The organism is Pseudomonas sp. 2024-210 (assembly GCF_045062345.1).
Taxonomy (GTDB): Bacteria; Pseudomonadota; Gammaproteobacteria; order Pseudomonadales; family Pseudomonadaceae; genus Aquipseudomonas.
The window spans coordinates 284,849-307,723 of the sequence record NZ_JBJGEJ010000001.1; the positions used below are offsets into that span (position 1 = coordinate 284,849).

Sequence of the window (22,875 nt, forward strand, 5' to 3'; positions counted from 1 at the left end):
AGCCTGAAAGATCGCACTCGCAGATTTTACGTGGGCTACGCCCACGGACGCAGCCTTCGGCAGCTGCTACCGGAGTTGGGCGATTTTCAAAGCCTGGTTTAAACCTTCGCAGCCGCCACGATAAGCGCTTTCATTTCGGCCACTGCCGATTTGAAGCCCACGAACAAAGCGTGCGCCACCAAGGCATGGCCGATATTCAACTCGTTGATGCCTTTGATGGCCGCGACCGCTTCTACGTTGTGGTAATGCAGGCCATGACCGGCATTCACAATCAACCCTTGAGCCAGACCAAACGCCACGCCCTCTGCCACGCGCTGCAACTCTTCAGCGACTTCAGTCGGTGTTTGCGCATCGGCATAACGTCCGGTGTGCAGCTCAATCGCCGGAGCACCTACGCGCTTGGATGCTTCGATCTGGCGCTCGTCAGCATCAATGAACAGCGACACTTCACAGCCTATTTTCGCTAAACGCTCGACGGCCGCCTTGATGCGCGCCTCTTGACCCGCCACATCCAGACCGCCTTCGGTGGTGAGTTCCTGACGGGTTTCAGGCACAAGGCAGATGTGCGCCGGGCGAATATGCTCGGCGAACGCCATCATTTCTTCAGTCACGCCCATTTCGAAGTTCATGCGGGTTTGCAGCACATCCTTGAGCAGCAACACGTCGCGCTCCTGGATATGACGACGATCTTCACGCAGATGCACAGTGATGCCATCAGCGCCCGCCTCTTCGGCATCCAGCGCGGCCTTGACCGGGTCAGGGTAACGCGTACCGCGTGCCTGACGCAGTGTGGCAACGTGATCGATATTGACGCCGAGAAGAATGCGATTGCTTGTGGTCACGGAGGCTCTCCTGAAGAGCTGAAGATTCGGCGCACAGCATACCGATCTATTCAGGGCTTGCGAAACAACTCACGACTGGCCAATGGCTTACCTGCCAGATGGACTGCCAAAGCCTGACGCATCAAGCGCTTGGCCGCCGACAACGCGCCCGGGACGGCCCAGTCGGTCTGAGCCATCGCATGCAATTCGGCACCGTGGAAGAGCCCTGGCTGAATCAGGTAAATACGCTCAAGCCCGGCATCCACTTGCAAGCGGTACATGCCGTCAATGGCCACCGGTTCGCCATGAATGTCCTGAGTCAGAGAGAAGCCGTAACCGATGTCGTCCAGCAGACGCCATTCAAAAGCACGCAACAAGGGTTCCAGCGCCCGCCCTTCGGCCAATGCCAACAATGTAGCGGCGTAGTGATTGAATAAACCGGGGTGGGGATCTTCGGCGGGTAACAGGCGAATCAGTAGCTCGTTAAGGTACAAGCCGCTGAACAGCGCCTCGCCATTGAGCCAGGTTGAGAGGCCGGCGCTTTCCATGCGGCCCACGTTTTTAAGCTCACCACGGCCGCGAAATTCAATTTCGAGCGGGACAAAGGGCCGGGCCAATGTGCCTGCTTTACCTCGCGCACTGCGCAAGACCGCACGCAACCGACCTTGTGGCGTGATGAAGTCCACCAAGGCGCTGGTTTCGCGGTAAGGGCGACTGTGCAGGACGTAGGCGAGTTGTGCGGCAGGTGGGTTGCTGGACATGGGTGGCAGGTATCTCTGGACACTAAAGCTTCCCTCACCCTAGCCCTCTCCCGGAGGGAGAGGGAACTGACCGCATGCGGGTTCGAAAACACCGACATTCAGCCCCCCTCTCCCTCCGGGAGAGGGTTGGGGTGAGGGCAACGGATTACAGGTCGCCGTAACCCAGTGAACGCAGGGCGCGCTCATCGTCGGACCAGCCGCCTTTCACTTTCACCCACAGGTTAAGCATGATCTTGGAGTCGAACAGCAGCTCCATATCCTTGCGCGCTTCGGTACCGATACGTTTGATACGCTCGCCCTTGTCGCCAATGATGATTTTCTTCTGACCATCACGCTCAACCAGAATCAATGCGTGAATATGCAAGGTTTTACCTTGCTGCTTGAATTCTTCGATCTCGACCGTGATCTGGTACGGCAGTTCGGCACCCATTTGGCGCATGATCTTTTCACGTACCAGCTCAGCGGCCAGAAAGCGGCTGCTGCGGTCAGTGATCTGATCTTCCGGGAAAAAGTGCTCGTTTTCCGGCAAGTGTTCAGCGATCACGCGCTCAAGCGCGTCAAGGTTGTGACCGTGTTGAGCAGAAATCGGGATGATCTGGGCGTTCGGCAGTTGCTCCTGAAGCCAGCTCAGGTGCGGCATCAGCTCGGCCTTGTCTTCAATACGGTCGGTCTTGTTCAGCGCAACGATCAACGGCCCGGTCACGTATTGAACGCGCTCCAGCACCATCTGGTCTTCGTCGGTCCACTTGGTGCGGTCAACAACGAAGATCACCACGTCCACGTCTTTCAACGCGGCCGACGCGGTTTTGTTCATGTAGCGGTTCAGGGCCTTTTCGCCGCCTTTGTGCATACCAGGGGTATCTACATACACCGCTTGCACGTTGCCTTCGGTCTTGATGCCCAGCATGTTGTGACGGGTGGTCTGAGGCTTGCGCGAAGTAATCGCCAGCTTTTGACCGAGGATGTGGTTCAGCAGTGTGGATTTACCCACGTTTGGTCGACCAACAATGGCGACATAGCCACAGCGTGTTGCAGTTGTATCATTCATGGCCATTCTCCACGCCAAGGGCAATCAATGCTGCGGCGGCCGCTACCTGTTCGGCAATACGACGACTCACACCCTGACCTCGGCTTTTTTCATTCAATAGGGCAATTTCGCATTCAACGAAGAAGATGCGGCAATGCGGTTCGCCCTGGATATCTACCACTTCGTAACGTGGCAGCTCACAGGCACGCGACTGCAAGAATTCTTGCAGGCGGGTCTTTGGATCTTTGTTGGTGTCGACCAGTGTCAAGGTCTCGAATTCGCTGGCCAGCCACGCCAATACCCGATCACGGGCAGCTTCCATGCCGGCGTCCAGATAAATGGCGCCGATCAACGCTTCAAGGGCGTCGGCCAAAATCGATTCACGACGAAAACCACCGCTCTTGAGCTCGCCCGAACCCAGGCGCAGATACTCGCCCAACTCGAAACCACGGGCCAAAACAGCCAGGGTTTCGCCTTTAACCAGACGGGCACGCAGACGCGACAGCTGGCCTTCGCGAGCCAACGGGAAGCGGTCAAACAACGCTTCGCCGGCAACAAAATTGAGGATGGCATCACCCAGGAATTCGAGACGCTCGTTATTGCGCCCCGCAAAACTGCGGTGTGTCAGGGCCAGAACCATCAGTTCCTGGTCTTTGAAGGTGTAACCGAGCTGACGCTCTAAACGACTTAATGGAAAACTCACGATTTACCCACGCTGAGTTCGTGGCCGAATGTCACCACCGGACCGATATAAGGGATCAGTGATGCTCTCTTATCGCATAGCAAATGGACCGGGAACCGGCAGTTCGCCGCCGTCACACTTAACGCTTTGTTCAAATCCACATCCTGAATACAGTTGATCGCTCGCCTGAAGCGGCAAAGCGATCTTGAGAGCCGACTGATCTGCGAACCTGTTCGTTCGCCTGAAAAGCAGTCGGCGCTGTTATTAACAGCGCCGTCTTGGCTACTTGATCAGACCAACCCGCGACAAGCTCGGCAGGTTGCTCATTTTAGGTTCTGGCCAGCTCATCCAAACAGCGAAGGCCTTGCCGACGATATTTTCGTCAGGAACCATGCCCAACTCGCTCTTGGGAATGTTGGGGTCGTCCCAGTAACGGCTGTCGTTCGAATTGTCGCGGTTGTCACCCATCATGAAGTAGTGCCCGGCCGGAACCGTCCACTCCTTGCCAGGTGGCGCACGATAGCGGCTCATTTCCTTGCGGATCATGTGCTCAACTTCGCCCAGCTTCTCTTTGTACAACGCTGCACTGCCCAATGTTCCAGGCTCATTACCCACCAGTTGCTCGGCAACCAGTTGGTCATTGATGTACAGCTTTTTGTCACTGGTGTAACGAATCTTGTCGCCCGGCAGACCGACTACACGCTTGATGTAGTTAACGGTCGGGTCACTTGGGTAGCGAAACACCATCACATCGCCGCGTTGCGGATCACCCACTTCGATGATTTTCTTGTCGATGACCGGCAAGCGGATACCGTAAGAAAACTTGTTCACCAAGATGAAGTCGCCCACATCCAGGGTCGGTTTCATCGAGCCGGACGGAATCTGGAACGGCTCAACCAGAAACGAACGCAGCACCAGCACGATGAACAACACCGGGAAGAACGACTTGCCGTATTCAACCAGCAGCGGTTCCTTGTTGAGCTTCTCGATAACCTGAGCATCAGCCGGCTTGACGCTGGCTTGATACTGGGCGATGGCCTTGCGCCGGCGAGGTGCCAGAAAGACCAGATCGAGCAGCGCCAGCAAACCGCAGACGGCAACAGCAATGACCAGCAACAGCGGGAAATTTAGTGACATAGGACCTAGCTATCCAACCTGAGCACTGCAAGGAAGGCTTCTTGTGGAATCTCCACGTTACCCACTTGCTTCATGCGTTTTTTACCGGCTTTCTGCTTTTCCAACAGCTTGCGCTTACGGCTAACGTCACCACCGTAGCATTTGGCCAGTACGTTTTTTCTGAGCGCTTTAACCGACGAGCGCGCAATGATTTGGCCACCAATTGCAGCCTGAATTGCTACATCGAACATCTGACGCGGAATCAGCTCTTTCATTTTCTCGGTCAGCGCGCGCCCTTTGTAGTGAGCGTTGTCGCGGTGAACGATCAGTGCAAGGGCGTCAACTTTCTCGCCGTTGATCAATACATCGAGCTTAACCAGATTCGCCGATTGATAACGGTCGAAGTGGTAATCCAGCGAAGCATAGCCGCGACTGGTGGATTTGAGACGGTCAAAGAAGTCCAGAACCACTTCGTTCATCGGCAAATCGTAAGTCACTTGCACCTGTGAGCCGAGGAACAGCATGTCGTGCTGAACGCCACGCTTCTCGATGCACAGAGTAATGACGTTACCCAGGTGCTCTTGAGGCACAAGAATATTGGCGCGCACGATCGGCTCGCGAATATCTTCGATGGACGACACATCCGGAAGCTTGGACGGGTTATCCACGTAAATCGTTTCGCCGGATTTGAGCAGCAGCTCAAAAATAACGGTCGGCGCGGTGGTGATCAGGTCCAGGTCGTACTCGCGCTCAAGGCGCTCCTGGATGATCTCCATGTGCAGCATGCCCAGGAACCCGCAACGGAAGCCGAAGCCCAGTGCGTCGGAGCTTTCCGGGGTGTACTGCAGCGACGAATCGTTCAGCGTGAGCTTTTGCAGCGCTTCACGGAAGTCTTCGAAGTCGTCGGAGCTGACAGGGAACAGACCGGCATACACCTGCGGCTGAATGCGCTTAAAGCCTGGCAGAACGTCAACATCAGGGGTGCTGCTCAAGGTCAGGGTGTCGCCCACTGGCGCGCCGTGAATGTCCTTGATGCCCGCGATGATAAAGCCCACTTCACCGGCTTTGAGGTCAACGGTCGCCGTGTGCTTGGGATTGAATACACCCACGCTGTCCACCAGGTGCATCTTGCCGGTGGACTTGACCAGAATCTTGTCGCCCTTTTTCACGCGGCCGTGGCGCACGCGAACCAGAGACACAACGCCCAGGTAGTTATCGAACCAGGAGTCGATGATCAACGCTTGCAGCGGATCTTCGTAATTACCGGTCGGGGCTGGAATGGTGTGTACCAGACGCTCGAGCACTTCGTCGACGCCAAGGCCCGTTTTGGCACTGCACGTCACGGCATCAGTGGCATCGATGCCAATGATTTTTTCGATTTCGTCTTTTACACGATCAGGATCGGCCTGCGGCAGGTCGATCTTGTTCAGTACCGGCATGACCTCAAGGCCCTGCTCGATAGCGGTGTAGCAGTTGGCTACGGACTGAGCTTCAACGCCCTGCCCCGCATCCACCACCAGCAACGCACCCTCACACGCCGCCAGAGAACGGCTGACTTCATACGTGAAGTCGACGTGGCCTGGGGTATCAATGAAGTTCAGCTGGTAGGTAATGCCGTCTTTGGCCGTGTAATACAAGGTAACGCTGTGCGCTTTGATGGTGATCCCGCGCTCACGCTCGAGGTCCATGGAATCCAGCACCTGGGCTTCCATTTCACGGGCAGACAAACCGCCACACATCTGGATGAAACGATCGGCCAGCGTCGACTTGCCATGGTCAATGTGGGCGATGATGGAGAAATTGCGGATATGACTCAAATCACTCACGGGTCAACACTCAAAAAAAGTCGCAGGCAGACTGCCCGCCGAAAAATAGCCGGGAATTGTACCTGATGATCGCGCCAAGCGTCACGTTCACAGGCCAACGGACACCGACAAAAAAGCCCCTACCATGAGATAGAGGCTTTTGAGTGACTCAATAACGGCGCATCAACCCGCTCGACGCAACAGCCAGAGCCCCGCCAACGCGCAGATAGCAGCCGGTAGCAGCACCGCAAACAGTGGCGAGAAGCCGAACACCAGGCTGGAAGGGCCAAGCAAGTCCTGGGCGATCTTGAAGGCAAAGCCGACCAACACCCCGGTAAATACCCGTTGCCCCAATGTCACGGAGCGTAGCGGGCCGAAAATGAACGAGATTGCCATCAACACCAGTGCAGCCGTGACCAAGGGTTGTAACACCTTGACCCAGAACGCCAGCCAGTAACGACCGTTGTTCAGGCCTTGATCCTTGAGGTAGTGGATATAGCTCCACAAGCCGCTGATGGACAGGGCGTCAGGCGCCATGACCACGGTATTGAGCAACTGCGGGCTCAGCAGTACGTCCCAACGCTCTGCGGGAACCTTGACGACTTCGGTGCTGCGATCATGGAAAACCGTGGTAGCAACGTCGGTCAGCTGCCAGTGATCCTGATCGAACTGCGCCTTTTTGGCGAAGCTGGACGACAGCATGTGGCGCTCTTTATCAAAGCGGTAGCGGGTTACGCCCAGCAACACACCATTGGGCTGAACGGCGTTGATATGGATGAACTCATCGCCCTGACGGTGCCACAAGCCATGCTTGGAGCTTTGCGCATCACCGCCACCCTGTGCCAGTGCGCGATTGGCCTGAGCCATGGTTTCAGTGGCCGGTGCGACATATTCACCGATCAGCAGACCGGCCACCATCAGCACCAGCATCGGTTTCATGACCGCCCACACGATACGACCGATAGAGACACCGGCCGCCCGCATGATGGTCAGTTCACTGTTGCTCGCCAAGCTGCCCAGACCGATCAGACAGCCGATCAAGGCCGCCATCGGCAGCATGTCGTACATGCGGCGCGGTGCCGTGAGCAAGACAAAACTCAGTACATCCATGACGGTATAGGTGTCACTGACGCTGCCCATTTCGTCGATAAACGCAAACAGCGTGGCCAGCCCCAAAATAATCCCCAGTACCGCCAGGATCGCCAACAACACACTTTTACCAATGTAGCGATCGAGCTTAACCACGGGCCATCTCCTTCACGCTACGACGACTCGCCAACTTCAAGCGCAACGGTTCCCAATACAACAGCCCCAGACCAATCGCCAGGAACAGAATATGCACCCACCACAAGCCCAGCACCGGTGACAGCTTGCCTTTCTCAAGGGCACCACGGGCCGAAATCAGCATGGTCAGGTAACCCATATAAAGCAGAATGGCCGGCAATAGTTTGAGGAATCGACCCTGACGTGGATTGACCCGCGACAGAGGCACCGCAATCAAGGTCACGACAAACACCAGCAACGGCAAGGAAATACGCCATTGCAACTCGGCAATGGCTCGCGGCTGCGGGTTGCCAATCAGGTCGAGCGTAGGGATTGCATCGCGATCCGTGACCTCGTCACTGACGTCAGGCTTGGGCAGCAACACACCGTAGGTGTCGTACTGAATGGCGCGATAGTCGGCCAGACCGGGCTGCCCGTCATACCGGTAACCGTTGTCCAGCACCAGCCAGCGACTGCCGTCCGGTCGCACTTCCTGACGGCCTTTTTCAGCCACCAGCACCGAAATTCCACGGTCTTTGGCATCCTGGCCGAGGTTTTTCTGAGAGATGAACACGCCGGACAGGTTAGTACGGTCGTTGGTCAGCTCTTCGGTGTAGGTCACCCGCGAGCCGTCACTCAAGGACTGAAAGCGCCCCGGTTCCAACGTGTCGAACTCGGTCAGGGCATCTTGCTTGTTAAGCAGCAACTGAAACTGATTGGCGCCTTGCGGGGCCAGACTCAAGCTCAGCCATGCCACCACCAGCGCAACAAACGCCGCAGGCACCAGGGTCATGCCCAACAAGCGCTGCTGGCTCATGCCGGTGGCTGACAAAACGGTCATCTCGCTTTCCAGGTACAACCGGCCATACGCCAGCAAAATACCCAAAAACAGACCCAGCGGCAGAATCAGCTGCATGAAACCCGGCAGTCGGAACCCCATGATCAGGAACAACGAGCCAGGATCAAGCGCGCCGGAAGCCGCCTGTGCCAGGTATTTAATGAAACGACCACTCATGATGATGACCAGCAGCACAGCACTGACTGCACTCAAGGTAACCATGACTTCGCGGGATAGATAACGGAAGACGATCAAACCAGACACTCCAGGGGTCGTCAGGCAAAGGCGGCCAAACAAACGGCATAACGAGTGGACACAGACTCAGATGAAGAGCCTAGCCGTTAAAAAAGATGGCGCATTATCCTGTGAATGAGTGCGCCTGTCACTGCGCTTGCTCACCCAACGCTTCAAAGCATGACAGACACGGCAATCGAGGGTTGTCAGGCTCTGCCGACGAGGTTCAAACTGCCCGCCTTGACGCCTGTCCGAACGGCAGGTGAAGCGCTTCATCTATATAAGCAAGCAAACACCTCGTTTGTGCGCACGTTGACCATTTGATTCAGGGACCCGGACATGGAACTGGTTGTAAAAAGCGTTAGCCCAGAAACGTTGAAAACGGCCACTCTAGTGGTCGCCATCGGTGAAGACCGCACACTCGGCAACACGGCCAAGGCCATTGACGAACTCACTGGCGGCGCCATCAGCGCTGTACTCAAGCGTGGCGACATTGCCGGCAAAACCGGTCAAACTCTGCTGCTGCACAGCCTGCCCAACCTCAAAGCCGAACGCGTGCTGCTGCTGGGCACCGGTAAAGATGCCGAGCTGGGTGACCGCCCGTTTCGCAAAATTATCAGCAGCGCCCTCAACGTACTGAAAGGTCTGGGCGGCAGCGATGCCGTTCTGGCGCTGGACGAACTGGTCGTCAAGGACCGCGACAGCTATGGCAAAACCCGCCTGCTGGCAGAAACACTGGTTGATGGCGAATACACCTTCGACCGCTTCAAAAGCCAGAAAGCCGAACCGCGCGCGCTGAAAAAAATCACCCTGCTGACCATCAAGGCTGCACAGGCTGAAGTGCAACTGGCCGTCACCCATGCTCAGGCGATTGCTGCCGGCATGTCGTTCACCCGCGATCTGGGCAACCTGCCGCCGAACATCTGCCACCCGACTTTCCTGGCTGAACAGGCCAAGGATCTGGGCAAGGAATACAAAGGCCTGAAAGTCGAAATCCTTGACGAGAAAAAGATCAAGGATCTGGGCATGGGCGCGTTCTACGCCGTGGGCCAGGGCAGCGACCAGCCACCTCGCTTGATTGTCATGAACTACTCGGGCGGCAAAAAATCCGAAAAGCCATACGTTCTGGTCGGCAAAGGCATCACCTTTGACACCGGCGGCATCAGCCTCAAGCCGGGCGCCGGCATGGACGAAATGAAGTACGACATGGGTGGCGCTGCCAGCGTGTTCGGTACGCTGCGCGCCGTGCTTGAGCTGAAACTGCCGATCAATCTGGTGTGCATTCTGGCCTGTGCCGAAAACATGCCAAGCGGCGGTGCCGCGCGCCCAGGTGACATCGTCACGACCATGAGCGGTCAAACCGTCGAAATCCTCAATACTGACGCCGAAGGCCGTCTGGTGCTGTGCGATGCCCTGACCTACGCCGAACGTTTCAAGCCACAAGCCGTTATCGACATTGCCACCTTGACCGGCGCCTGCATGGTTGCCCTGGGCGCTCACACGTCCGGCCTGATGGGCAACAACGACGAACTGATCGGCCAACTGCTCGAAGCCGGCAAACAAGCCGACGACCGCGCCTGGCAACTGCCGCTGTTCGACGAATACCAGGAGCAGCTGGACAGCCCGTTTGCCGACATGGCCAACATTGGCGGCCCTAAAGCCGGTGCAATCACCGCTGGCTGCTTCCTGTCGCGCTTCGCCAAGGCCTATCACTGGGCTCACCTGGACATCGCTGGCACCGCATGGGTCAGCGGCGGCAAGGACAAGGGCGCCAGCGGCCGCCCGGTGCCTCTGCTGACCCAGTACCTGCTGGACCGCGCCAACGCTTGACGCTGACAATCGAAGGCTGCGCGGCTTGATGACCGCGCAGCCTCGGTTCAGGAATCGCAATGACCACTGAAACAACCAAAATCGACTTCTATATTCTTCCAAGCGCGGCCACATCGGCGCGGCTGGATTTTGCCTGCAAGCTCACTGAAAAAGCCTGGCGCCTCGGGCATCGGGTCTACCTGCACTGTAGCGACGCCGCGCAACGCCAGGATCTGGATGAGCGCTTATGGCGCTTCAAGGGCGAGAGCTTTGTGCCCCACAGCCACTTCGAAGATGAACCGGATGGCGTGATTGTCATGGGCCTGGGCGAAGCACCGGCCAGCCACCAGGATTTACTGATCAACCTGGACCTTAAAGTCCCTGAATTTTTTAAACGCTTTGCCCGCGTGGCCGAAGTCGTGGTCGAAGACCCTGTCGTGCGACTGGCGGCACGAGAGAGTTTCCGCTTCTACCGCGAACAGGGCTATCCTCTGCAAGACCACAAGCTGCAACGACTCTGAGCACACGATGGACACCTCCAACGCCTCACAAAAAGCTGCGCACCTGCTCGACGACCTTGAATCCATTCGCCAATTGCTGGGCGATGATGGTCTGCAGCCGCCGCTACTGACCGAAATGGTGGGCGCCGAAGGGGCCCAGATCCCCTTGCTGTCCGAAGCCATCGACGACGAAAACCAGATACCGCTGGTCGGTATTGAGCCCGCGCCGACGGTGCAAAAACAGCCGGACGCCCTGCTCGTGCATCTGGACAACGAACTGCGAACGGCGGCGCACTCGATCATGCAGGACGTGATCAACGACTTCACGCCGCATATCGAAACCGAAATCAAGCGGCGCCTTGAAGCGCACATGGAGCGCCTGTTGGCGCAGCGATAAGCGGCAAGCCTCAAGCAACAAGCGGGGCTGCATGCCCGCAGCTCTTGCTTCTCCTTGACGCTTGCAGCTAGAAACTTGCCGCTGCCGAAGGCTATACTTGCCGGCTTTCCTGAATTAATGCCAATAGGGTCCCGCCGCGCATGGATAAGACCTACCAGCCGCACGCCATTGAAACTTCCTGGTACAAAACCTGGGAAGAAGAGAATTATTTTGCCCCGCAAGGCGCGGGCGACCCGTACACCATCATGATTCCGCCGCCGAACGTCACCGGCAGCCTGCACATGGGTCACGGCTTCAATAACGCGATCATGGACGCCTTGATCCGTTTCCGCCGCATGCAGGGTCGCAACACCCTGTGGCAACCGGGCACCGACCACGCGGGTATCGCCACCCAGATGCTGGTTGAGCGCCAAATTGAAGCCCAAGGCCTGAACCGCCACGATCTGGGCCGCGAGAAGTTCCTCGACAAGATCTGGGAATGGAAGGAGCAGTCCGGTGGCAATATCAGCCGTCAGATTCGTCGCCTCGGCTCGTCCGTAGACTGGAGCCGCGAGCGTTTCACCATGGACGACGGCCTGTCCGAAGCCGTGAAAGAAGCGTTTGTGCGCCTGCACGAAGACGGCCTGATCTACCGCGGCAAGCGTCTGGTCAACTGGGACACCAAGTTGCACACGGCCATTTCCGATCTTGAAGTGGAAAACCACGACAATAAAGGTTTCCTGTGGAACCTGCGTTACCCACTGGCTGACGGTGCGAAAACCGCCGAGGGGCTGGATTATCTGGTCGTGGCTACCACCCGCCCTGAAACCCTGCTGGGCGACGCAGCCGTTGCCGTGAACCCGGAAGATGAGCGCTATAAAGCCCTGATCGGCAAATGTGTCGAATTGCCTTTGGTCGGCCGCCGTATCCCGATCATCGCTGACGACTACTGTGACCCTGAGTTCGGCACCGGCTGTGTGAAAATCACCCCGGCTCACGACTTCAACGACTACGAAGTCGGCAAGCGCCACAACCTGCCGCTGCTCAACATCTTCGACAAAAACGCCGCCGTACTGCCTGCCGCTCAAGTGTTCAACCTTGATGGCACGCTGAACGACAGCGTCGACGGCACCCTGCCGGCCAAGTACGCCGGTCTGGATCGTTTCGAAGCGCGCAAGCAAATCGTCGCCGATCTGGATGCCGCCGGTTTGCTGGTCAGCGTCGATGATCACGCCCTGAAAGTGCCAAAAGGCGACCGTTCGGGCACCGTGATCGAACCCTGGTTGACTGACCAGTGGTACGTATCGACCAAGCCGTTGGCCGAGCCCGCCATTGCTGCCGTTGAAGACGGTCGCATTGCGTTCGTGCCTAAACAGTACGAAAACATGTACTTCTCGTGGATGCGCGACATCCAGGACTGGTGCATCAGCCGTCAACTGTGGTGGGGCCATCGCATTCCGGCCTGGTATGACGAGTCGGGCAAGGTCTATGTGGGCCGCGACGAAGCTGAAGTGCGTGCCAAGCACAACCTGGGGCCGGACGTTGAGCTGCAACAGGACAACGACGTACTCGATACCTGGTTCAGTTCGGGCCTGTGGACCTTCTCCACCCTGGGCTGGCCGGAAAAAACCGACGCGCTGAAAACCTTCCACTCCACTGACGTGCTGGTGACGGGCTTCGACATCATTTTCTTCTGGGTTGCCCGGATGATCATGCTCACCATGCACCTGGTGAAAAACGAAGACGGCACCCCGCAAGTTCCGTTCAAGACGGTGTATGTACACGGTCTGGTGCGTGACGGTCAGGGCCAGAAGATGTCCAAGTCCAAGGGCAACGTACTGGACCCGCTGGACATCATCGACGGTATTGAACTCGAAGACCTGGTGGCTAAACGCACCACGGGCCTGATGCAGCCAAAACTGTTGAAGAAAATCGAGAAGCAGACCCGCGACGAGTTCGCTGACGGTATCGCCAGCTACGGCACCGATGCCCTGCGTTTCACCTTCTGCTCGCTGGCGTCCACCGGTCGCGACATCAAGTTCGACATGGGCCGCGTTGAAGGCTATCGCAACTTCTGCAACAAGATCTGGAACGCTGCACGCTACGTGCTGGACAAGGGCGAAGACTGCGGCCAGAACGGCGAAGCCTATGAGCTGTCGCTGGCAGACCGCTGGATCATCTCGCAGTTGCAACGCACCGAAGCCGAAGTGACCCGTCACCTCGACCAGTTCCGTTTTGACCTCGCGGCACAAGCCCTGTACGAGTTTATCTGGAACCAGTACTGCGATTGGTACCTGGAACTGTCCAAGCCTGTGCTGTGGGACGAGAACGCCCCGGTTGAACGTCAGCGTGGCACCCGTCGTACGCTGGTTCGGGTGCTGGAAGTGGCATTGCGCCTGGCCCATCCGTTCATGCCATTCATCACCGAAGAAATCTGGCAGCGCATCGCGCCGCTGGCCGGCGTTGAAGGCAAGACCATCATGCTGCAACCGTGGCCAGTACCGAACGAGGCGCGCATCGACCAGGCCGCTGAAGACGATATCGAATGGCTCAAGGGCCTGATGCTGGGTATTCGCAACATCCGTGGCGAAATGAACATTGGCCCAGGCAAGCCTTTGCAGATCTACCTGAAAAACGTCAGCAGCGAAGATCAGCGCCGTCTGACCGAGAACGATGCCTTGCTCAAAAAGCTGGCTAAACTCGAATCGATCACCGTGCTGCAAGACGGCGCCGAAGCACCGCTGTCGGCCACCGCACTGGTAGGCGAGATGGAAGTGCTGGTGCCCATGGCCGGTCTGATCGACAAAGATGCAGAGTTGGCGCGTCTGGACAAGGAAATCCAGCGTCTGAACGGCGAAGTGGCCCGCGTAGGTGGAAAACTCTCTAACGCCGCGTTCGTTGACAAAGCTCCGGCCGAAGTCATCGAAAAAGAACGAACCAAGTTGGCCGAAGCCGAACAGGCCTTGAGCAAATTGGCCGAACAGCACGCGCGGATTTCCAGCCTGTAATAAAGCTGCGCACCTGATCGCGGGCAAGCCCTTAGCTCTGAAAGGAACTAAGGGCTTGCCCGCGATTGCTTTTGTGGAATGAATTGAACATGACAACCCCACGCACCTCCAAAGCCACACGCCACAAGCCCAAGGCCGCCAGCGAAAAAACGCCAGCCGCCCCACGGGTCAAGCCGAGCCTGCACCCGCGCAACCGCCATCAGGGCCGTTACGACTTCCCGCAGTTGATTTCGGTCTGCCCTGAGCTGGCAGAATTCGTGATCATCAATCCGTACGGCAAAGAAAGCATCGACTTCGCCAACCCGGATGCCGTGCGCGTATTCAACCGCGCGTTGCTCAAGGCGTTCTACGGTATCGCCCACTGGGACATTCCGGCTGACTACCTGTGCCCGCCTGTGCCTGGTCGCGCTGACTACGTGCACTTCTTGGCCGACCTGCTGGCTACCCTGAACGATGGCGTCATCCCGCGTGGCCCAGGCGTGCGCGTGCTGGACATCGGCATGGGTGCAAACTGCGTTTACCCGCTGATTGGTCACAGTGAATACCGCTGGCAGTTCTTGGGCACCGAAGTTGACCCGACTGCCGTTAAGGCAGCCAAGGCAATCGTGCAATCCAACGGGTTGAACAAAGCCATCAGCCTGCGCTTGCAGCCTGACCCGAAGAAGATCCTGCTGGACGTTCTGGACAACACCGAGCGTTTTGACCTGAGCATGTGCAACCCGCCGTTCCACGCGTCTATCGACGAAGCCACACGCGGCAGCGAGCGTAAATGGCGCGCACTGGGCAAGGCTGATCCCAAGCGCAAACTGCCGGTACTGAACTTTGGCGGTCAAGCGGCTGAATTGTGGTGCGAAGGGGGTGAGCAGCGCTTTGTGACCCAACTGATTCGTGAAAGCGTGCAGGTGGGTCGTCAGGTGCTGTGGTTCAGCGTGCTGGTGTCCAAGGCGTCCAACTTGCCGGCGATCCAGACTGCCCTCAAAAAGGCCGGTGTGCGCGAAAGCCAGGTGGTCGACATGTCACAGGGCAACAAGCAAAGCCGCTTTGTCGCCTGGACATTCCATGACAAAGAACAGCAACAGCTGTGGCGCGAGAAGAATTGGACGAAGTGAATTCGAGTGGCAAGCTTTAAGCGGCAAGCCTCAAGTTAAAAGCGCTCTGCTTTCACTTGTAGCTTGGCGCTTGCAGCTCGCAGCTTCGCTGCGCCCATAAAAAAGCCGCGCTTCGGAGTGATCCGAAGCGCGGCTTTTTTACAACAGTCTTACTTGTTAACAGCGTCAGTCAGGCCTTTGGCCACAACGAGCTTGATAACTTTTTTGGCAGCGATTTCGATGGCAGCGCCAGTCGAAGGGTTACGGCCAGTACGGGCAGGACGCTCGGTCACTTTCAGTTTGCCAATACCTGGCAGAGTGATTTCGCCGCCATTTTCCAATTGATCAGCAACGATCTGAGCCAGTTGGTCCAGAGCGTTACGCGCGGTTGTTTTCGGCGCGTCGATAGCTTCAGCGATATCAGCGATCAGTTGGTCTTTAGTCATAGCCATTGAGATGGTCCTTCCCTATCAAATTCATTTGGTTTGCAGAGTGCAAAGTCAGCTATCGAGCCAGATCTCAGGGGTCTGGCACGCCCGTTGGCTTTCACGACGAATCGCGGATGTAGAGTGCTAAAACGGGGTTTGGTTCGACCTGACACTTGCTGAATGCATGCTTTGCGCCATTACACAGCGCAAGACGGGGCAAAACTAGCACAGAGACGGCTAAATATCCGCTTCTACCTAGCCATTTGGTCAGCTTTATCGCTCTAAATCAGTAAAAAAGGCCATCCGGGCCATCACACGCCCCCTAAACCCGGCCGCAAAGGCTGCCCCGGCGCTCAGGTGGGTTACACTTGGCGCTTTTGCGGGGTGTGCGCCCTGCCCTCTCATTACTCACCGAGAAGCCCATGCCGATCCGTCATTGCATCGTCCATTTGATTGAAAAAAAACCCGACGGTACGCCCGCTGTTCTCCACGCCCGCGACTCTGAACTGGCCGAGTCCCAAGCCATCGAGAACATGCTCGCTGACCTCAACGAAAGCTATAACGCCAAGCAAGGTAAAGCGTGGGGGTTTTTCCATGCTGAATCTGGTGCGCACCCGTTCAGTGGATGGCTCAAGGAGTATCTGGACGGCGGCAAGGATTTCACCGCGTTCAGCCGTGTCGCCGTCGAGCACCTGCAAAAGCTGATGGAAGAATCCAACCTTTCAGTGGGCGGGCACGTGCTGTTTGCTCACTACCAGCAAGGCATGACTGACTATCTGGCCATCGCCTTGCTGCACCACAGCGACGGCGTGGCAGTGAACCAGGAACTGGATGTGACCCCCTCGCGTCATCTGGATCTTGGCCAACTGCATCTGGCCGCACGCATCAACATTTCCGAATGGCAGAACAACAAGCAGTCCAAGCAATACATTTCATTCATCAAAGGTAAAAACGGTAAGAAGGTTTCGGAATACTTCCGCGACTTTATTGGCTGCCAGGAAGGTGTCGACGGCCCCGGCGAAACCCGAACGCTGCTCAAAGCCTTCAGCGATTTTGTTGAGAGCGAAGACCTGCCGGAAGAGTCCGCACGCGAAAAGACCAAAACGCTGGTTGATTACGCCAGCAGCCAGGCCAAGATCGGTGAACCGATGGGCCTCGAAGAATTGTCCGAGCTGATTGACGAAGAGCGCCCCAAAGCCTTTTACGACCATATCCGCAACAAGGATTACGGCCTGTCGCCAGAAATTCCGGCTGACAAACGCACCCTTAACCAGTTCCGTCGCTTCACTGGCCGCGCTGAAGGCTTGTCCATCAGTTTTGAAGCGCACCTGCTGGGCTCCAAGATCGAGTTCGACGAAGAGGCCGGCACCTTGGTGATCAAGGGTCTACCGACTCAACTGCTCGACCAGCTCAAGCGCAGCAAATAATGTTCAACGGGATTCTGAAGAAAGTCCTGTTTGTTCTGATCGTGGTGGTGGTGTTTCAGAATTGGGGCAAAATCCAGCGGGTATTGAACCCTTCGGGTGTGGTCTCAGAGCAAACCCGGGCCGACGCCCGGGTCGTGCTGTATGCCACCGAGTGGTGTGGCTACTGCAAGGCCACGCGGCGTTTTCTGGACGAGAAAGGTATCCCGTTCAAAGAGTTTGATATCGATAAGGACGCCACCGCACGTGAGGCCTACGAGGCGCTGGGCGGACGTGGGATACCGATACTGGATGTCAACGGGACGTTGATCAGAGATTTCAAGCCAGAGGCGATAGAGGCGGCGTTGCAGTCACCCTCAAAAGCGCCCTCACCCTAACCCTCTCCCAAAGGGAGAGGAGACTAAAAGCAGAAGCAGATGCGCGCTACGCCTCAGATCAAGCCCCCTCTCCCTCTGGGAGAGGGCTGGGGTGAGGGTTTGCGCACCCCACCTGACTCAGCACCAGACACTCCTTGGCGCTCTTCCTGAGCTTTTTGATCAGGCGCTCCTGACGCAACGCTTCGCCTTTATCAGGCCACGATTCGACATACACCAGCGCCACTGCCGGGCTCGACGCAAAAAATCGCGCGCCCTTGCCCGTTTGATGCTTGGCAAAACGGCGCACGGGATCATCGCTGATCCCGCAATACAACGAACCATTGGCCGCCCTGACCAAATATACGAACCAGGGTTTACTCACGACCAGCCTGAAAGGCTTTAAGGCCTTTTTGAGCCTGCCCCCGTATCGCGTTTTTTACCCACGGCGTCCACCCAAGCAGTAATCCCTTGATCCCCAAGGCCTGACGTGACCAGCGCCATAGATCAAAGTGGTCGCGGTGCTCGCAAATCCTGCCATCACGAAACACAAACCGCGCCTCAATATCATTGACCACCACCGCCCCGCTCTGGCCGAACACATACGTCGCCAGCCAATGAGCGCTCACCGTCTGCGCGTTGGCCTGCACCCGATCAAAGGTCAGCGTAAAGTCCTTGGCCCGGGCTGTCAGCATGCGCCACATATCGCTGACATCTCGGCCACGCAACTCACCGAATACCGGGTCGCTGAACACCACGTCGTCGGTATAACAGGCAGCCATTGCTTCGGCATCAAGGCGTTGGAATGCTTCATAGAAATGAGTGATCAACGCTTGGCTCATGACAAGGTCCGTTCGGCTGGAGAATCTGAGCACGATAATCTGCAATCTGCAGAAACACTACGCCTTCAGAGTCGTTCGCTTTGCACATTCACGTAACGCATGCGCCCCGCTCCCAATCCGGCAACGATGGCAGCGACGCCAATCACCCCGAAAATCCAGCCCAGCGCACTCCAGCCCCCTGTCACTTCATGCACCACACCGACGGCCAACGGCCCCATGGACGCCACGGTGTAACCAATGCCCTGAGCCATCCCCGACAGGTTGGCCGCCACGTGAGCATCGCGCGAACGCATCACAATCAAGGTCAACGCCAGGCTGAATGCTCCGCCCTGCCCCAACCCCAGCACAATCGCCCAGCCCCATAAACCGTCAAGCGGTGCGTACAGACAGCCGAACAGGCCGGCCAGGGTCATGCTCATCACCAACACGATCGCCAACCGCTGATCCTTGCCGCGCGTGGCCAACCAGGGCGCCGTCAGTGCCGTAATCAATTGCACGATGACTGAACCCGACATCACCAGCCCGGCCTGAGTTGCCGTCAAACCGCGCCCCATCAAAATGGAAGGCAACCAACCAAAAACGATGTACGACAGCGAAGATTGCAAACCCATGTACAACGTCACTTGCCACGCCAGAGGATCACGCAGTAAGCCTCGCACTCGGTAAGCCACTTTATGGGCGCCTTGACGCTTGCCCGTTTGCGGCAACCAGAAAATGGCCGCGATCAGTGCCGGCAATGCCCAAAAGCCCAAGCCCAACGCCCAGCTATTGCCCATTGCATGACTTAACGGCACCGTGGCACCTGCCGCCAATGCAGCACCGAGACAGAGTGCCATGGTGTACACGCCGGTCATCGTGCCCGCATGCCCGGCAAAATCGCGCTTGATAATGCCCGGCAGCAGCACACCGATCACGCCAATACTGGCGCCCGCCAAAATGCTACCGGCAAACAGCCCCACCTCCCCCAACGAACTGCGCAGTGCAATGCCGCCGCCCAGCGTCAGCAATATTCCCAACACCACCCGCTCAGTCCCGAAACGCCTCGCCAGTACGGGCGCCAAAGGTGCGAACAGTCCCAGACACAGCACCGGCAAGGTGGTCAACAAACCCGCCTGTGCCGCAGACAAACCCAGGCTGTCAGACACTTGCGAGAGTAAAGGCGCCATGCTCGACAGGGCCGGGCGCAGATTCAACGCCACCAGCACCAAACCCAGCAACAGCAACCACGGGCGCACGACAACGGGAGGTATGGGCGGCACCTGCTCGTCATCGACTTCGGCGTCAATCAGCAGTTCTTCAAGATCGTCCACAGGGTGAACAGGCTCGGTGAAACGGGCCATGGTTTTCTCCGGTTCAGGGTTCATTGATCAACGTCCGGCAAAGCGCCATCGCCCGTTGCGGATCTTGCTGTTCAACAGCCGCCAGCAGGTCAATGTGCAAATCAAACACCGACTGGCGACGAGGCTGGGCGGCCAGCGTCGAGCGTAACTGGCTGGTAACGATGCTTGAGGTGTAGCGATACAACTCACTCAGTGCGGGGTTGTGCGCGGCATCTATCAAGCGTTGGTGAAACAGCAAATCGCAGCCAATAAACGTATCGAGCTCACCGTGGTAATGCTGGGCACTTTCCTTCAGAGCCAGATGCAGCAGACGCAAATCCTCGTCAGTGCGCCGCAAAGCCGCCAAGCCAATGGCTTCAACTTCCAGGATGTGCCGCGTCTCGCGTATTTGCTCCAGCGAGCAGGAAGACAACGCGCGCAAGGTATCCATCGGATCGATGCGTCCTCGTAAATAACTGCCGTCGCCCTGGCGGATCTCGATCAAACCGGCAAAAGCCAGCACGCGCATCGCTTCGCGCACGGTATTACGGCTGATACCCAGCTCTGCGGCCAGTTCGGGCTCGGTCGGCAAACGCTGCCCGACCTCCCAAGCGCCGTCTTTTATGCGCGTGCGTAGTTGTTCAAGGGCCTGATCGACCAGTGAACGTTTAATCAGTGGAAAAGCTTCTGTCATGAAATTCGCCTTTTCATCCAATCATTGGATGAATTTTCCGACATGTTAGTCAGACCCACGCGATCGGGCAATCCGCTAGAGATAAGTGGTCAAAAAAATGACTCGATCCGTACACGATCTGGCGGGCCATGAATGCATGAAGTGCGGCGAAGTCGAGTTCGACGCTCCCAGCGCAGAGCGCTATGCCCAGGCAGGAGATGAACTGATAGAAGATGCCAAGCGGGTCATGGCTGACGAGATGAAACGCATTCGGCGCAAGTTGCAATTCACCCAGAAAAGCGCGGTACAACTCTTGTCCGGGGGTGGTCACAACGCCTTTAGCCGCTACGAACGGGCCGAAGTGGAGCCACCAAAGCCCTTATTTGTGCTGATGCGCCTACTCGATCGCCACCCTGAACTGGTGGCTGAGTTAGAGACGCTCAATGAATATGCAGACATCAATGCGCTGCTGGAGCAGAAGCAACAGCAGCGCGAGAAAGCACGCCACCCGCTCTCCCTGTAGCCGCTGCCGCAGGCTGCGATGGGTTGCGAAGCGACCCCGACAAACGAAGGTCCTTCGGCCCTTATCGCAGCCTGCGGCAGCGGCTACACGTAGTGCGTTTGGATCAATGCAATATCTGATTCAAAAACAGCTTGGTCCGGTCATTTTGCGGGTTGTCGAAGAAATCATTCGGCGCGGCCTGCTCTACGATTTCACCCTTGTCCATAAAGATCACCCGGTTGGCCACCGTACGTGCAAAACCCATTTCATGAGTCACACACAGCATGGTCATGCCGTCTTCGGCCAACCCGATCATGGTATCGAGTACCTCCTTGACCATTTCCGGATCTAGAGCTGACGTCGGTTCATCGAACAACATGATCTTAGGCTTCATGCACAGCGCCCGGGCAATCGCTACCCGCTGTTGCTGACCACCCGACAACTGCCCCGGATACTTGTGCGCCTGCTCCGGAATGCGCACCCGCTCCAGATAATGCATGGCAATTTCTTCAGCCTGACGCTTGGGCATCTTGCGCACCCACATCGGTGCCAGTGTGCAATTTTGCAAAATGGTCAGGTGCGGGAACAGGTTGAAGTGTTGAAACACCATGCCCACTTCACGGCGCACGGTTTCGATTTGCTTGATGTCATTGGTCAACTCAACGCCGTCAACCACGATGCGCCCTTGCTGGTGCTCTTCGAGGCGATTGAGGCAACGAATGGTCGTCGACTTGCCCGACCCCGAAGGCCCGCACAATACAATGCGCTCCCCCGGCTGCACGTTAAGGTTGATGTCCTTGAGCACGTGAAACTGGCCGTACCACTTATTAACGTCCTGCATCTGAATAATGCCTTCAGCGCTCGCAGGTTTTTTGATGGCTTCACTCATGTCGCACTCCTAACGCTTATGACCAGTGTCCAGCTTGCGCTCCAGATGCATGGAGTAGCGGGACATGCCAAAACAGAAAATCCAGAACACCAACGCCGCAAACACATAGCCTTCCGTTGCCATCCCCAACCACGTCGGGTCGGCGGCCGCTTGCTTGACGCTGTTGAGCAGGTCGAACAGGCCGATGATGATCACCAGGCTCGTGTCCTTGAACAGGGCTATAAAGGTGTTAACGATGCCCGGGATGACCAGCTTCAAGGCTTGCGGCAAGATCACCAGGCCCATGCTGCGCCAATACCCCAAGCCCATCGCCGCCGCGGCTTCGTACTGCCCCTTGGGGATAGCCTGCAAGCCCCCGCGCACCACTTCCGCGACATAGGCCGACTGGAACAGAATCACTCCGATCAAGGCGCGAAGCAGTTTGTCGAAGTTCATGCCCTCGGGCAGAAACAGCGGCAACATCACCGAAGACATAAACAGCACGGTGATCAGCGGTACACCGCGCCAGAATTCGATAAAGGTCACACACACCACGCGAATGGCCGGCATGTCCGAACGCCGTCCCAGCGCCAGCAAGATCCCCAGCGGCAAAGCACCGGCAATGCCGACTGTGGCAATCACCAGCGTCAGCATCAGACCGCCCCACTGGCTGGTGGCCACGTTGCTCAGGCCAAAGTAACCGCCATGCAACAGGCTGTACGCCACAATCGGGTACACCACCAGAAAGCCCAGCCCGTAGATCGCTTTGTGCTTGAAGCGCGAGATGAACAGCGGCGCCACACCGACCACGGCCAAAATCACCGTCAGATCGACGCGCCAGCGCAGTTCACGCGGGTAATAGCCGTACATGAACTGGCCAAAACGCTGCTGGATAAACACCCAACAGGCGCCCTCCTTGGTGCAGTCCGCCCGCGTGCTGCCGACCCAGTTGGCATCGAAAATCGCCCAGCTCAGCAGCGGCGGCACGATCAGCCAGATCAGGTAGAAGGCAAACAGGGTCAGCAGTGTGTTGAGCCAGCTGGAAAACAGATTGGCCCGCGCCCAGGCGACGATGCCGATGCGGTTGCCCGGCGGCGGCATGTCGGGTTTGAAAACATGAGTCGTCATAGTCGCGTCC

Annotated in this window: 22 protein-coding genes and 1 pseudogene; 8 read left to right on the top strand and 15 right to left on the bottom strand. The window is 57.3% G+C overall.

From position 1 onward, the window contains the following. Positions 1 to 98 precede the first annotated feature (98 nt). The 8 genes from pdxJ to lptF form a co-directional block, all read right to left on the bottom strand. Complete coding sequence (gene pdxJ / locus ACI7MX_RS01325; protein ID WP_314490087.1) at positions 99 to 842, bottom strand: pyridoxine 5'-phosphate synthase; 744 nt, start codon at positions 840 to 842, stop codon at positions 99 to 101. A 50-nt stretch (positions 843 to 892) separates the two neighbouring features. Continuing rightward, entirely contained in the window at positions 893 to 1,582 is a 690-nt protein-coding gene (recO, locus tag ACI7MX_RS01330; protein ID WP_314490089.1) for a DNA repair protein RecO, read from the bottom strand. Between the two features lie 145 nt (positions 1,583 to 1,727). After that, positions 1,728 to 2,630 carry a GTPase Era gene (gene era, locus ACI7MX_RS01335; RefSeq protein WP_122782496.1) on the bottom strand — a complete coding sequence of 301 codons (903 nt, stop codon included), beginning with the start codon at positions 2,628 to 2,630 and terminating at the stop codon, positions 1,728 to 1,730. Then, the gene (gene rnc / locus ACI7MX_RS01340) at positions 2,623 to 3,312 is read right to left on the bottom strand and encodes a ribonuclease III (RefSeq protein ID WP_122782497.1); all 690 of its coding nucleotides are present in this window, start codon (positions 3,310 to 3,312) and stop codon (positions 2,623 to 2,625) included. The genes era and rnc overlap by 8 nt, the downstream gene beginning before the upstream one ends. A 261-nt stretch (positions 3,313 to 3,573) precedes the next feature. Continuing rightward, positions 3,574 to 4,428 carry a signal peptidase I gene (gene lepB / locus ACI7MX_RS01345; RefSeq protein WP_405586097.1) on the bottom strand — a complete coding sequence of 285 codons (855 nt, stop codon included), beginning with the start codon at positions 4,426 to 4,428 and terminating at the stop codon, positions 3,574 to 3,576. Between the two features lie 5 nt (positions 4,429 to 4,433). Further along, the gene (gene lepA / locus ACI7MX_RS01350; RefSeq protein WP_122782499.1) at positions 4,434 to 6,233 is read right to left on the bottom strand and encodes a translation elongation factor 4; all 1,800 of its coding nucleotides are present in this window, start codon (positions 6,231 to 6,233) and stop codon (positions 4,434 to 4,436) included. Between the two features lie 162 nt (positions 6,234 to 6,395). Further along, complete coding sequence (gene lptG / locus ACI7MX_RS01355) at positions 6,396 to 7,457, bottom strand: LPS export ABC transporter permease LptG (RefSeq protein WP_405586093.1); 1,062 nt, start codon at positions 7,455 to 7,457, stop codon at positions 6,396 to 6,398. Continuing rightward, positions 7,450 to 8,568, bottom strand: coding sequence for an LPS export ABC transporter permease LptF (gene lptF, locus ACI7MX_RS01360; protein WP_314490098.1), 1,119 nt, complete (start codon positions 8,566 to 8,568; stop codon positions 7,450 to 7,452). Before lptF ends, lptG begins: the two co-directional genes overlap by 8 nt. 318 nt (positions 8,569 to 8,886) lie before the next feature. On the opposite strand from lptF, the gene ACI7MX_RS01365 reads away from it, so the two are divergent. From ACI7MX_RS01365 to rlmF, 5 genes are all read left to right on the top strand, one after another. Continuing rightward, positions 8,887 to 10,377, top strand: a complete 1,491-nt coding sequence (locus ACI7MX_RS01365) for a leucyl aminopeptidase (RefSeq protein ID WP_405586090.1) — start codon at positions 8,887 to 8,889, stop codon at positions 10,375 to 10,377. 59 nt (positions 10,378 to 10,436) lie between these two features. Continuing rightward, positions 10,437 to 10,877 carry a DNA polymerase III subunit chi gene (locus ACI7MX_RS01370; protein WP_240891778.1) on the top strand — a complete coding sequence of 147 codons (441 nt, stop codon included), beginning with the start codon at positions 10,437 to 10,439 and terminating at the stop codon, positions 10,875 to 10,877. Positions 10,878 to 10,884: 7 nt separating this feature from the next. Then, positions 10,885 to 11,253 carry a DNA polymerase III subunit chi gene (locus tag ACI7MX_RS01375; protein ID WP_314490096.1) on the top strand — a complete coding sequence of 123 codons (369 nt, stop codon included), beginning with the start codon at positions 10,885 to 10,887 and terminating at the stop codon, positions 11,251 to 11,253. Positions 11,254 to 11,393: 140 nt separating this feature from the next. Continuing rightward, complete coding sequence (locus ACI7MX_RS01380; protein ID WP_405586085.1) at positions 11,394 to 14,240, top strand: valine--tRNA ligase; 2,847 nt, start codon at positions 11,394 to 11,396, stop codon at positions 14,238 to 14,240. A gap of 89 nt (positions 14,241 to 14,329) precedes the next feature. Further along, positions 14,330 to 15,349: a 23S rRNA (adenine(1618)-N(6))-methyltransferase RlmF gene (gene rlmF / locus ACI7MX_RS01385; RefSeq protein WP_405586082.1), complete on the top strand. Its 1,020-nt coding sequence runs from the start codon at positions 14,330 to 14,332 to the stop codon at positions 15,347 to 15,349. A gap of 149 nt (positions 15,350 to 15,498) precedes the next feature. Here rlmF and ACI7MX_RS01390 read toward each other — a convergent pair whose 3' ends face one another. Then, positions 15,499 to 15,780 carry an HU family DNA-binding protein gene (locus ACI7MX_RS01390; RefSeq protein ID WP_122782507.1) on the bottom strand — a complete coding sequence of 94 codons (282 nt, stop codon included), beginning with the start codon at positions 15,778 to 15,780 and terminating at the stop codon, positions 15,499 to 15,501. Positions 15,781 to 16,178: 398 nt separating this feature from the next. On the opposite strand from ACI7MX_RS01390, the gene yejK reads away from it, so the two are divergent. Further along, on the top strand, positions 16,179 to 17,183 hold the full coding sequence (yejK, locus tag ACI7MX_RS01395; RefSeq protein ID WP_146385357.1) for a nucleoid-associated protein YejK: 1,005 nt from the start codon (positions 16,179 to 16,181) through the stop codon (positions 17,181 to 17,183). Then, a complete protein-coding gene (locus ACI7MX_RS01400; protein ID WP_314490218.1) occupies positions 17,183 to 17,557 on the top strand; it encodes a glutaredoxin family protein in 375 nt (124 codons plus the stop codon). The genes yejK and ACI7MX_RS01400 overlap by 1 nt, the downstream gene beginning before the upstream one ends. 58 nt (positions 17,558 to 17,615) lie before the next feature. On the opposite strand, the gene ACI7MX_RS01405 is transcribed toward ACI7MX_RS01400, so the two are convergent. The 4 genes from ACI7MX_RS01405 to ACI7MX_RS01420 form a co-directional block, all read right to left on the bottom strand. Continuing rightward, positions 17,616 to 17,924, bottom strand: a complete 309-nt coding sequence (locus tag ACI7MX_RS01405; RefSeq protein WP_405586501.1) for a GIY-YIG nuclease family protein — start codon at positions 17,922 to 17,924, stop codon at positions 17,616 to 17,618. Beyond that, complete coding sequence (locus tag ACI7MX_RS01410) at positions 17,911 to 18,375, bottom strand: nuclear transport factor 2 family protein (RefSeq protein ID WP_405586077.1); 465 nt, start codon at positions 18,373 to 18,375, stop codon at positions 17,911 to 17,913. The genes ACI7MX_RS01405 and ACI7MX_RS01410 overlap by 14 nt, the downstream gene beginning before the upstream one ends. Before the next feature lie 65 nt (positions 18,376 to 18,440). Next, entirely contained in the window at positions 18,441 to 19,739 is a 1,299-nt protein-coding gene (locus tag ACI7MX_RS01415; protein ID WP_314490212.1) for a CynX/NimT family MFS transporter, read from the bottom strand. After that, on the bottom strand, positions 19,729 to 20,388 hold the full coding sequence (locus ACI7MX_RS01420) for a FadR/GntR family transcriptional regulator (RefSeq protein WP_314490209.1): 660 nt from the start codon (positions 20,386 to 20,388) through the stop codon (positions 19,729 to 19,731). Before ACI7MX_RS01420 ends, ACI7MX_RS01415 begins: the two co-directional genes overlap by 11 nt. Before the next feature lie 91 nt (positions 20,389 to 20,479). Between ACI7MX_RS01420 and ACI7MX_RS01425 the strand changes: the two are divergent. Then, positions 20,480 to 20,890: pseudogene (locus tag ACI7MX_RS01425) on the top strand (type II toxin-antitoxin system MqsA family antitoxin); the annotation flags it as partial. A gap of 103 nt (positions 20,891 to 20,993) precedes the next feature. Here ACI7MX_RS01425 and ACI7MX_RS01430 read toward each other — a convergent pair. Further along, a complete protein-coding gene (locus ACI7MX_RS01430; RefSeq protein WP_314490206.1) occupies positions 20,994 to 21,758 on the bottom strand; it encodes an amino acid ABC transporter ATP-binding protein in 765 nt (254 codons plus the stop codon). Positions 21,759 to 21,767: 9 nt separating this feature from the next. After that, positions 21,768 to 22,865, bottom strand: a complete 1,098-nt coding sequence (locus ACI7MX_RS01435) for an amino acid ABC transporter permease (RefSeq protein ID WP_314490203.1) — start codon at positions 22,863 to 22,865, stop codon at positions 21,768 to 21,770. Between the last annotated feature and the right edge of the window lie 10 nt (positions 22,866 to 22,875).

Bases quoted from the DNA above. Each gene is read 5' to 3' on its own strand.
- ACI7MX_RS01410 (WP_405586077.1), bottom strand. From the start codon at position 18,375: ATGAGCCAAGCGTTGATCACTCATTTCTATGAAGCATTCCAACGCCTT.
- rlmF (WP_405586082.1), top strand. From the start codon at position 14,330: ATGACAACCCCACGCACCTCCAAAGCCACACGCCACAAGCCCAAGGCC.
- ACI7MX_RS01370 (WP_240891778.1), top strand. From the start codon at position 10,437: ATGACCACTGAAACAACCAAAATCGACTTCTATATTCTTCCAAGCGCG.
- ACI7MX_RS01380 (WP_405586085.1), top strand. From the start codon at position 11,394: ATGGATAAGACCTACCAGCCGCACGCCATTGAAACTTCCTGGTACAAA.
- ACI7MX_RS01420 (WP_314490209.1), bottom strand. From the start codon at position 20,388: ATGACAGAAGCTTTTCCACTGATTAAACGTTCACTGGTCGATCAGGCC.
- yejK (WP_146385357.1), top strand. From the start codon at position 16,179: ATGCCGATCCGTCATTGCATCGTCCATTTGATTGAAAAAAAACCCGAC.
- ACI7MX_RS01430 (WP_314490206.1), bottom strand. From the start codon at position 21,758: ATGAGTGAAGCCATCAAAAAACCTGCGAGCGCTGAAGGCATTATTCAG.
- ACI7MX_RS01400 (WP_314490218.1), top strand. From the start codon at position 17,183: ATGTTCAACGGGATTCTGAAGAAAGTCCTGTTTGTTCTGATCGTGGTG.
- era (WP_122782496.1), bottom strand. From the start codon at position 2,630: ATGAATGATACAACTGCAACACGCTGTGGCTATGTCGCCATTGTTGGT.
- ACI7MX_RS01415 (WP_314490212.1), bottom strand. From the start codon at position 19,739: ATGAACCCTGAACCGGAGAAAACCATGGCCCGTTTCACCGAGCCTGTT.
- ACI7MX_RS01375 (WP_314490096.1), top strand. From the start codon at position 10,885: ATGGACACCTCCAACGCCTCACAAAAAGCTGCGCACCTGCTCGACGAC.
- lepB (WP_405586097.1), bottom strand. From the start codon at position 4,428: ATGTCACTAAATTTCCCGCTGTTGCTGGTCATTGCTGTTGCCGTCTGC.
- recO (WP_314490089.1), bottom strand. From the start codon at position 1,582: ATGTCCAGCAACCCACCTGCCGCACAACTCGCCTACGTCCTGCACAGT.
- ACI7MX_RS01435 (WP_314490203.1), bottom strand. From the start codon at position 22,865: ATGACGACTCATGTTTTCAAACCCGACATGCCGCCGCCGGGCAACCGC.
- ACI7MX_RS01390 (WP_122782507.1), bottom strand. From the start codon at position 15,780: ATGGCTATGACTAAAGACCAACTGATCGCTGATATCGCTGAAGCTATC.
- ACI7MX_RS01365 (WP_405586090.1), top strand. From the start codon at position 8,887: ATGGAACTGGTTGTAAAAAGCGTTAGCCCAGAAACGTTGAAAACGGCC.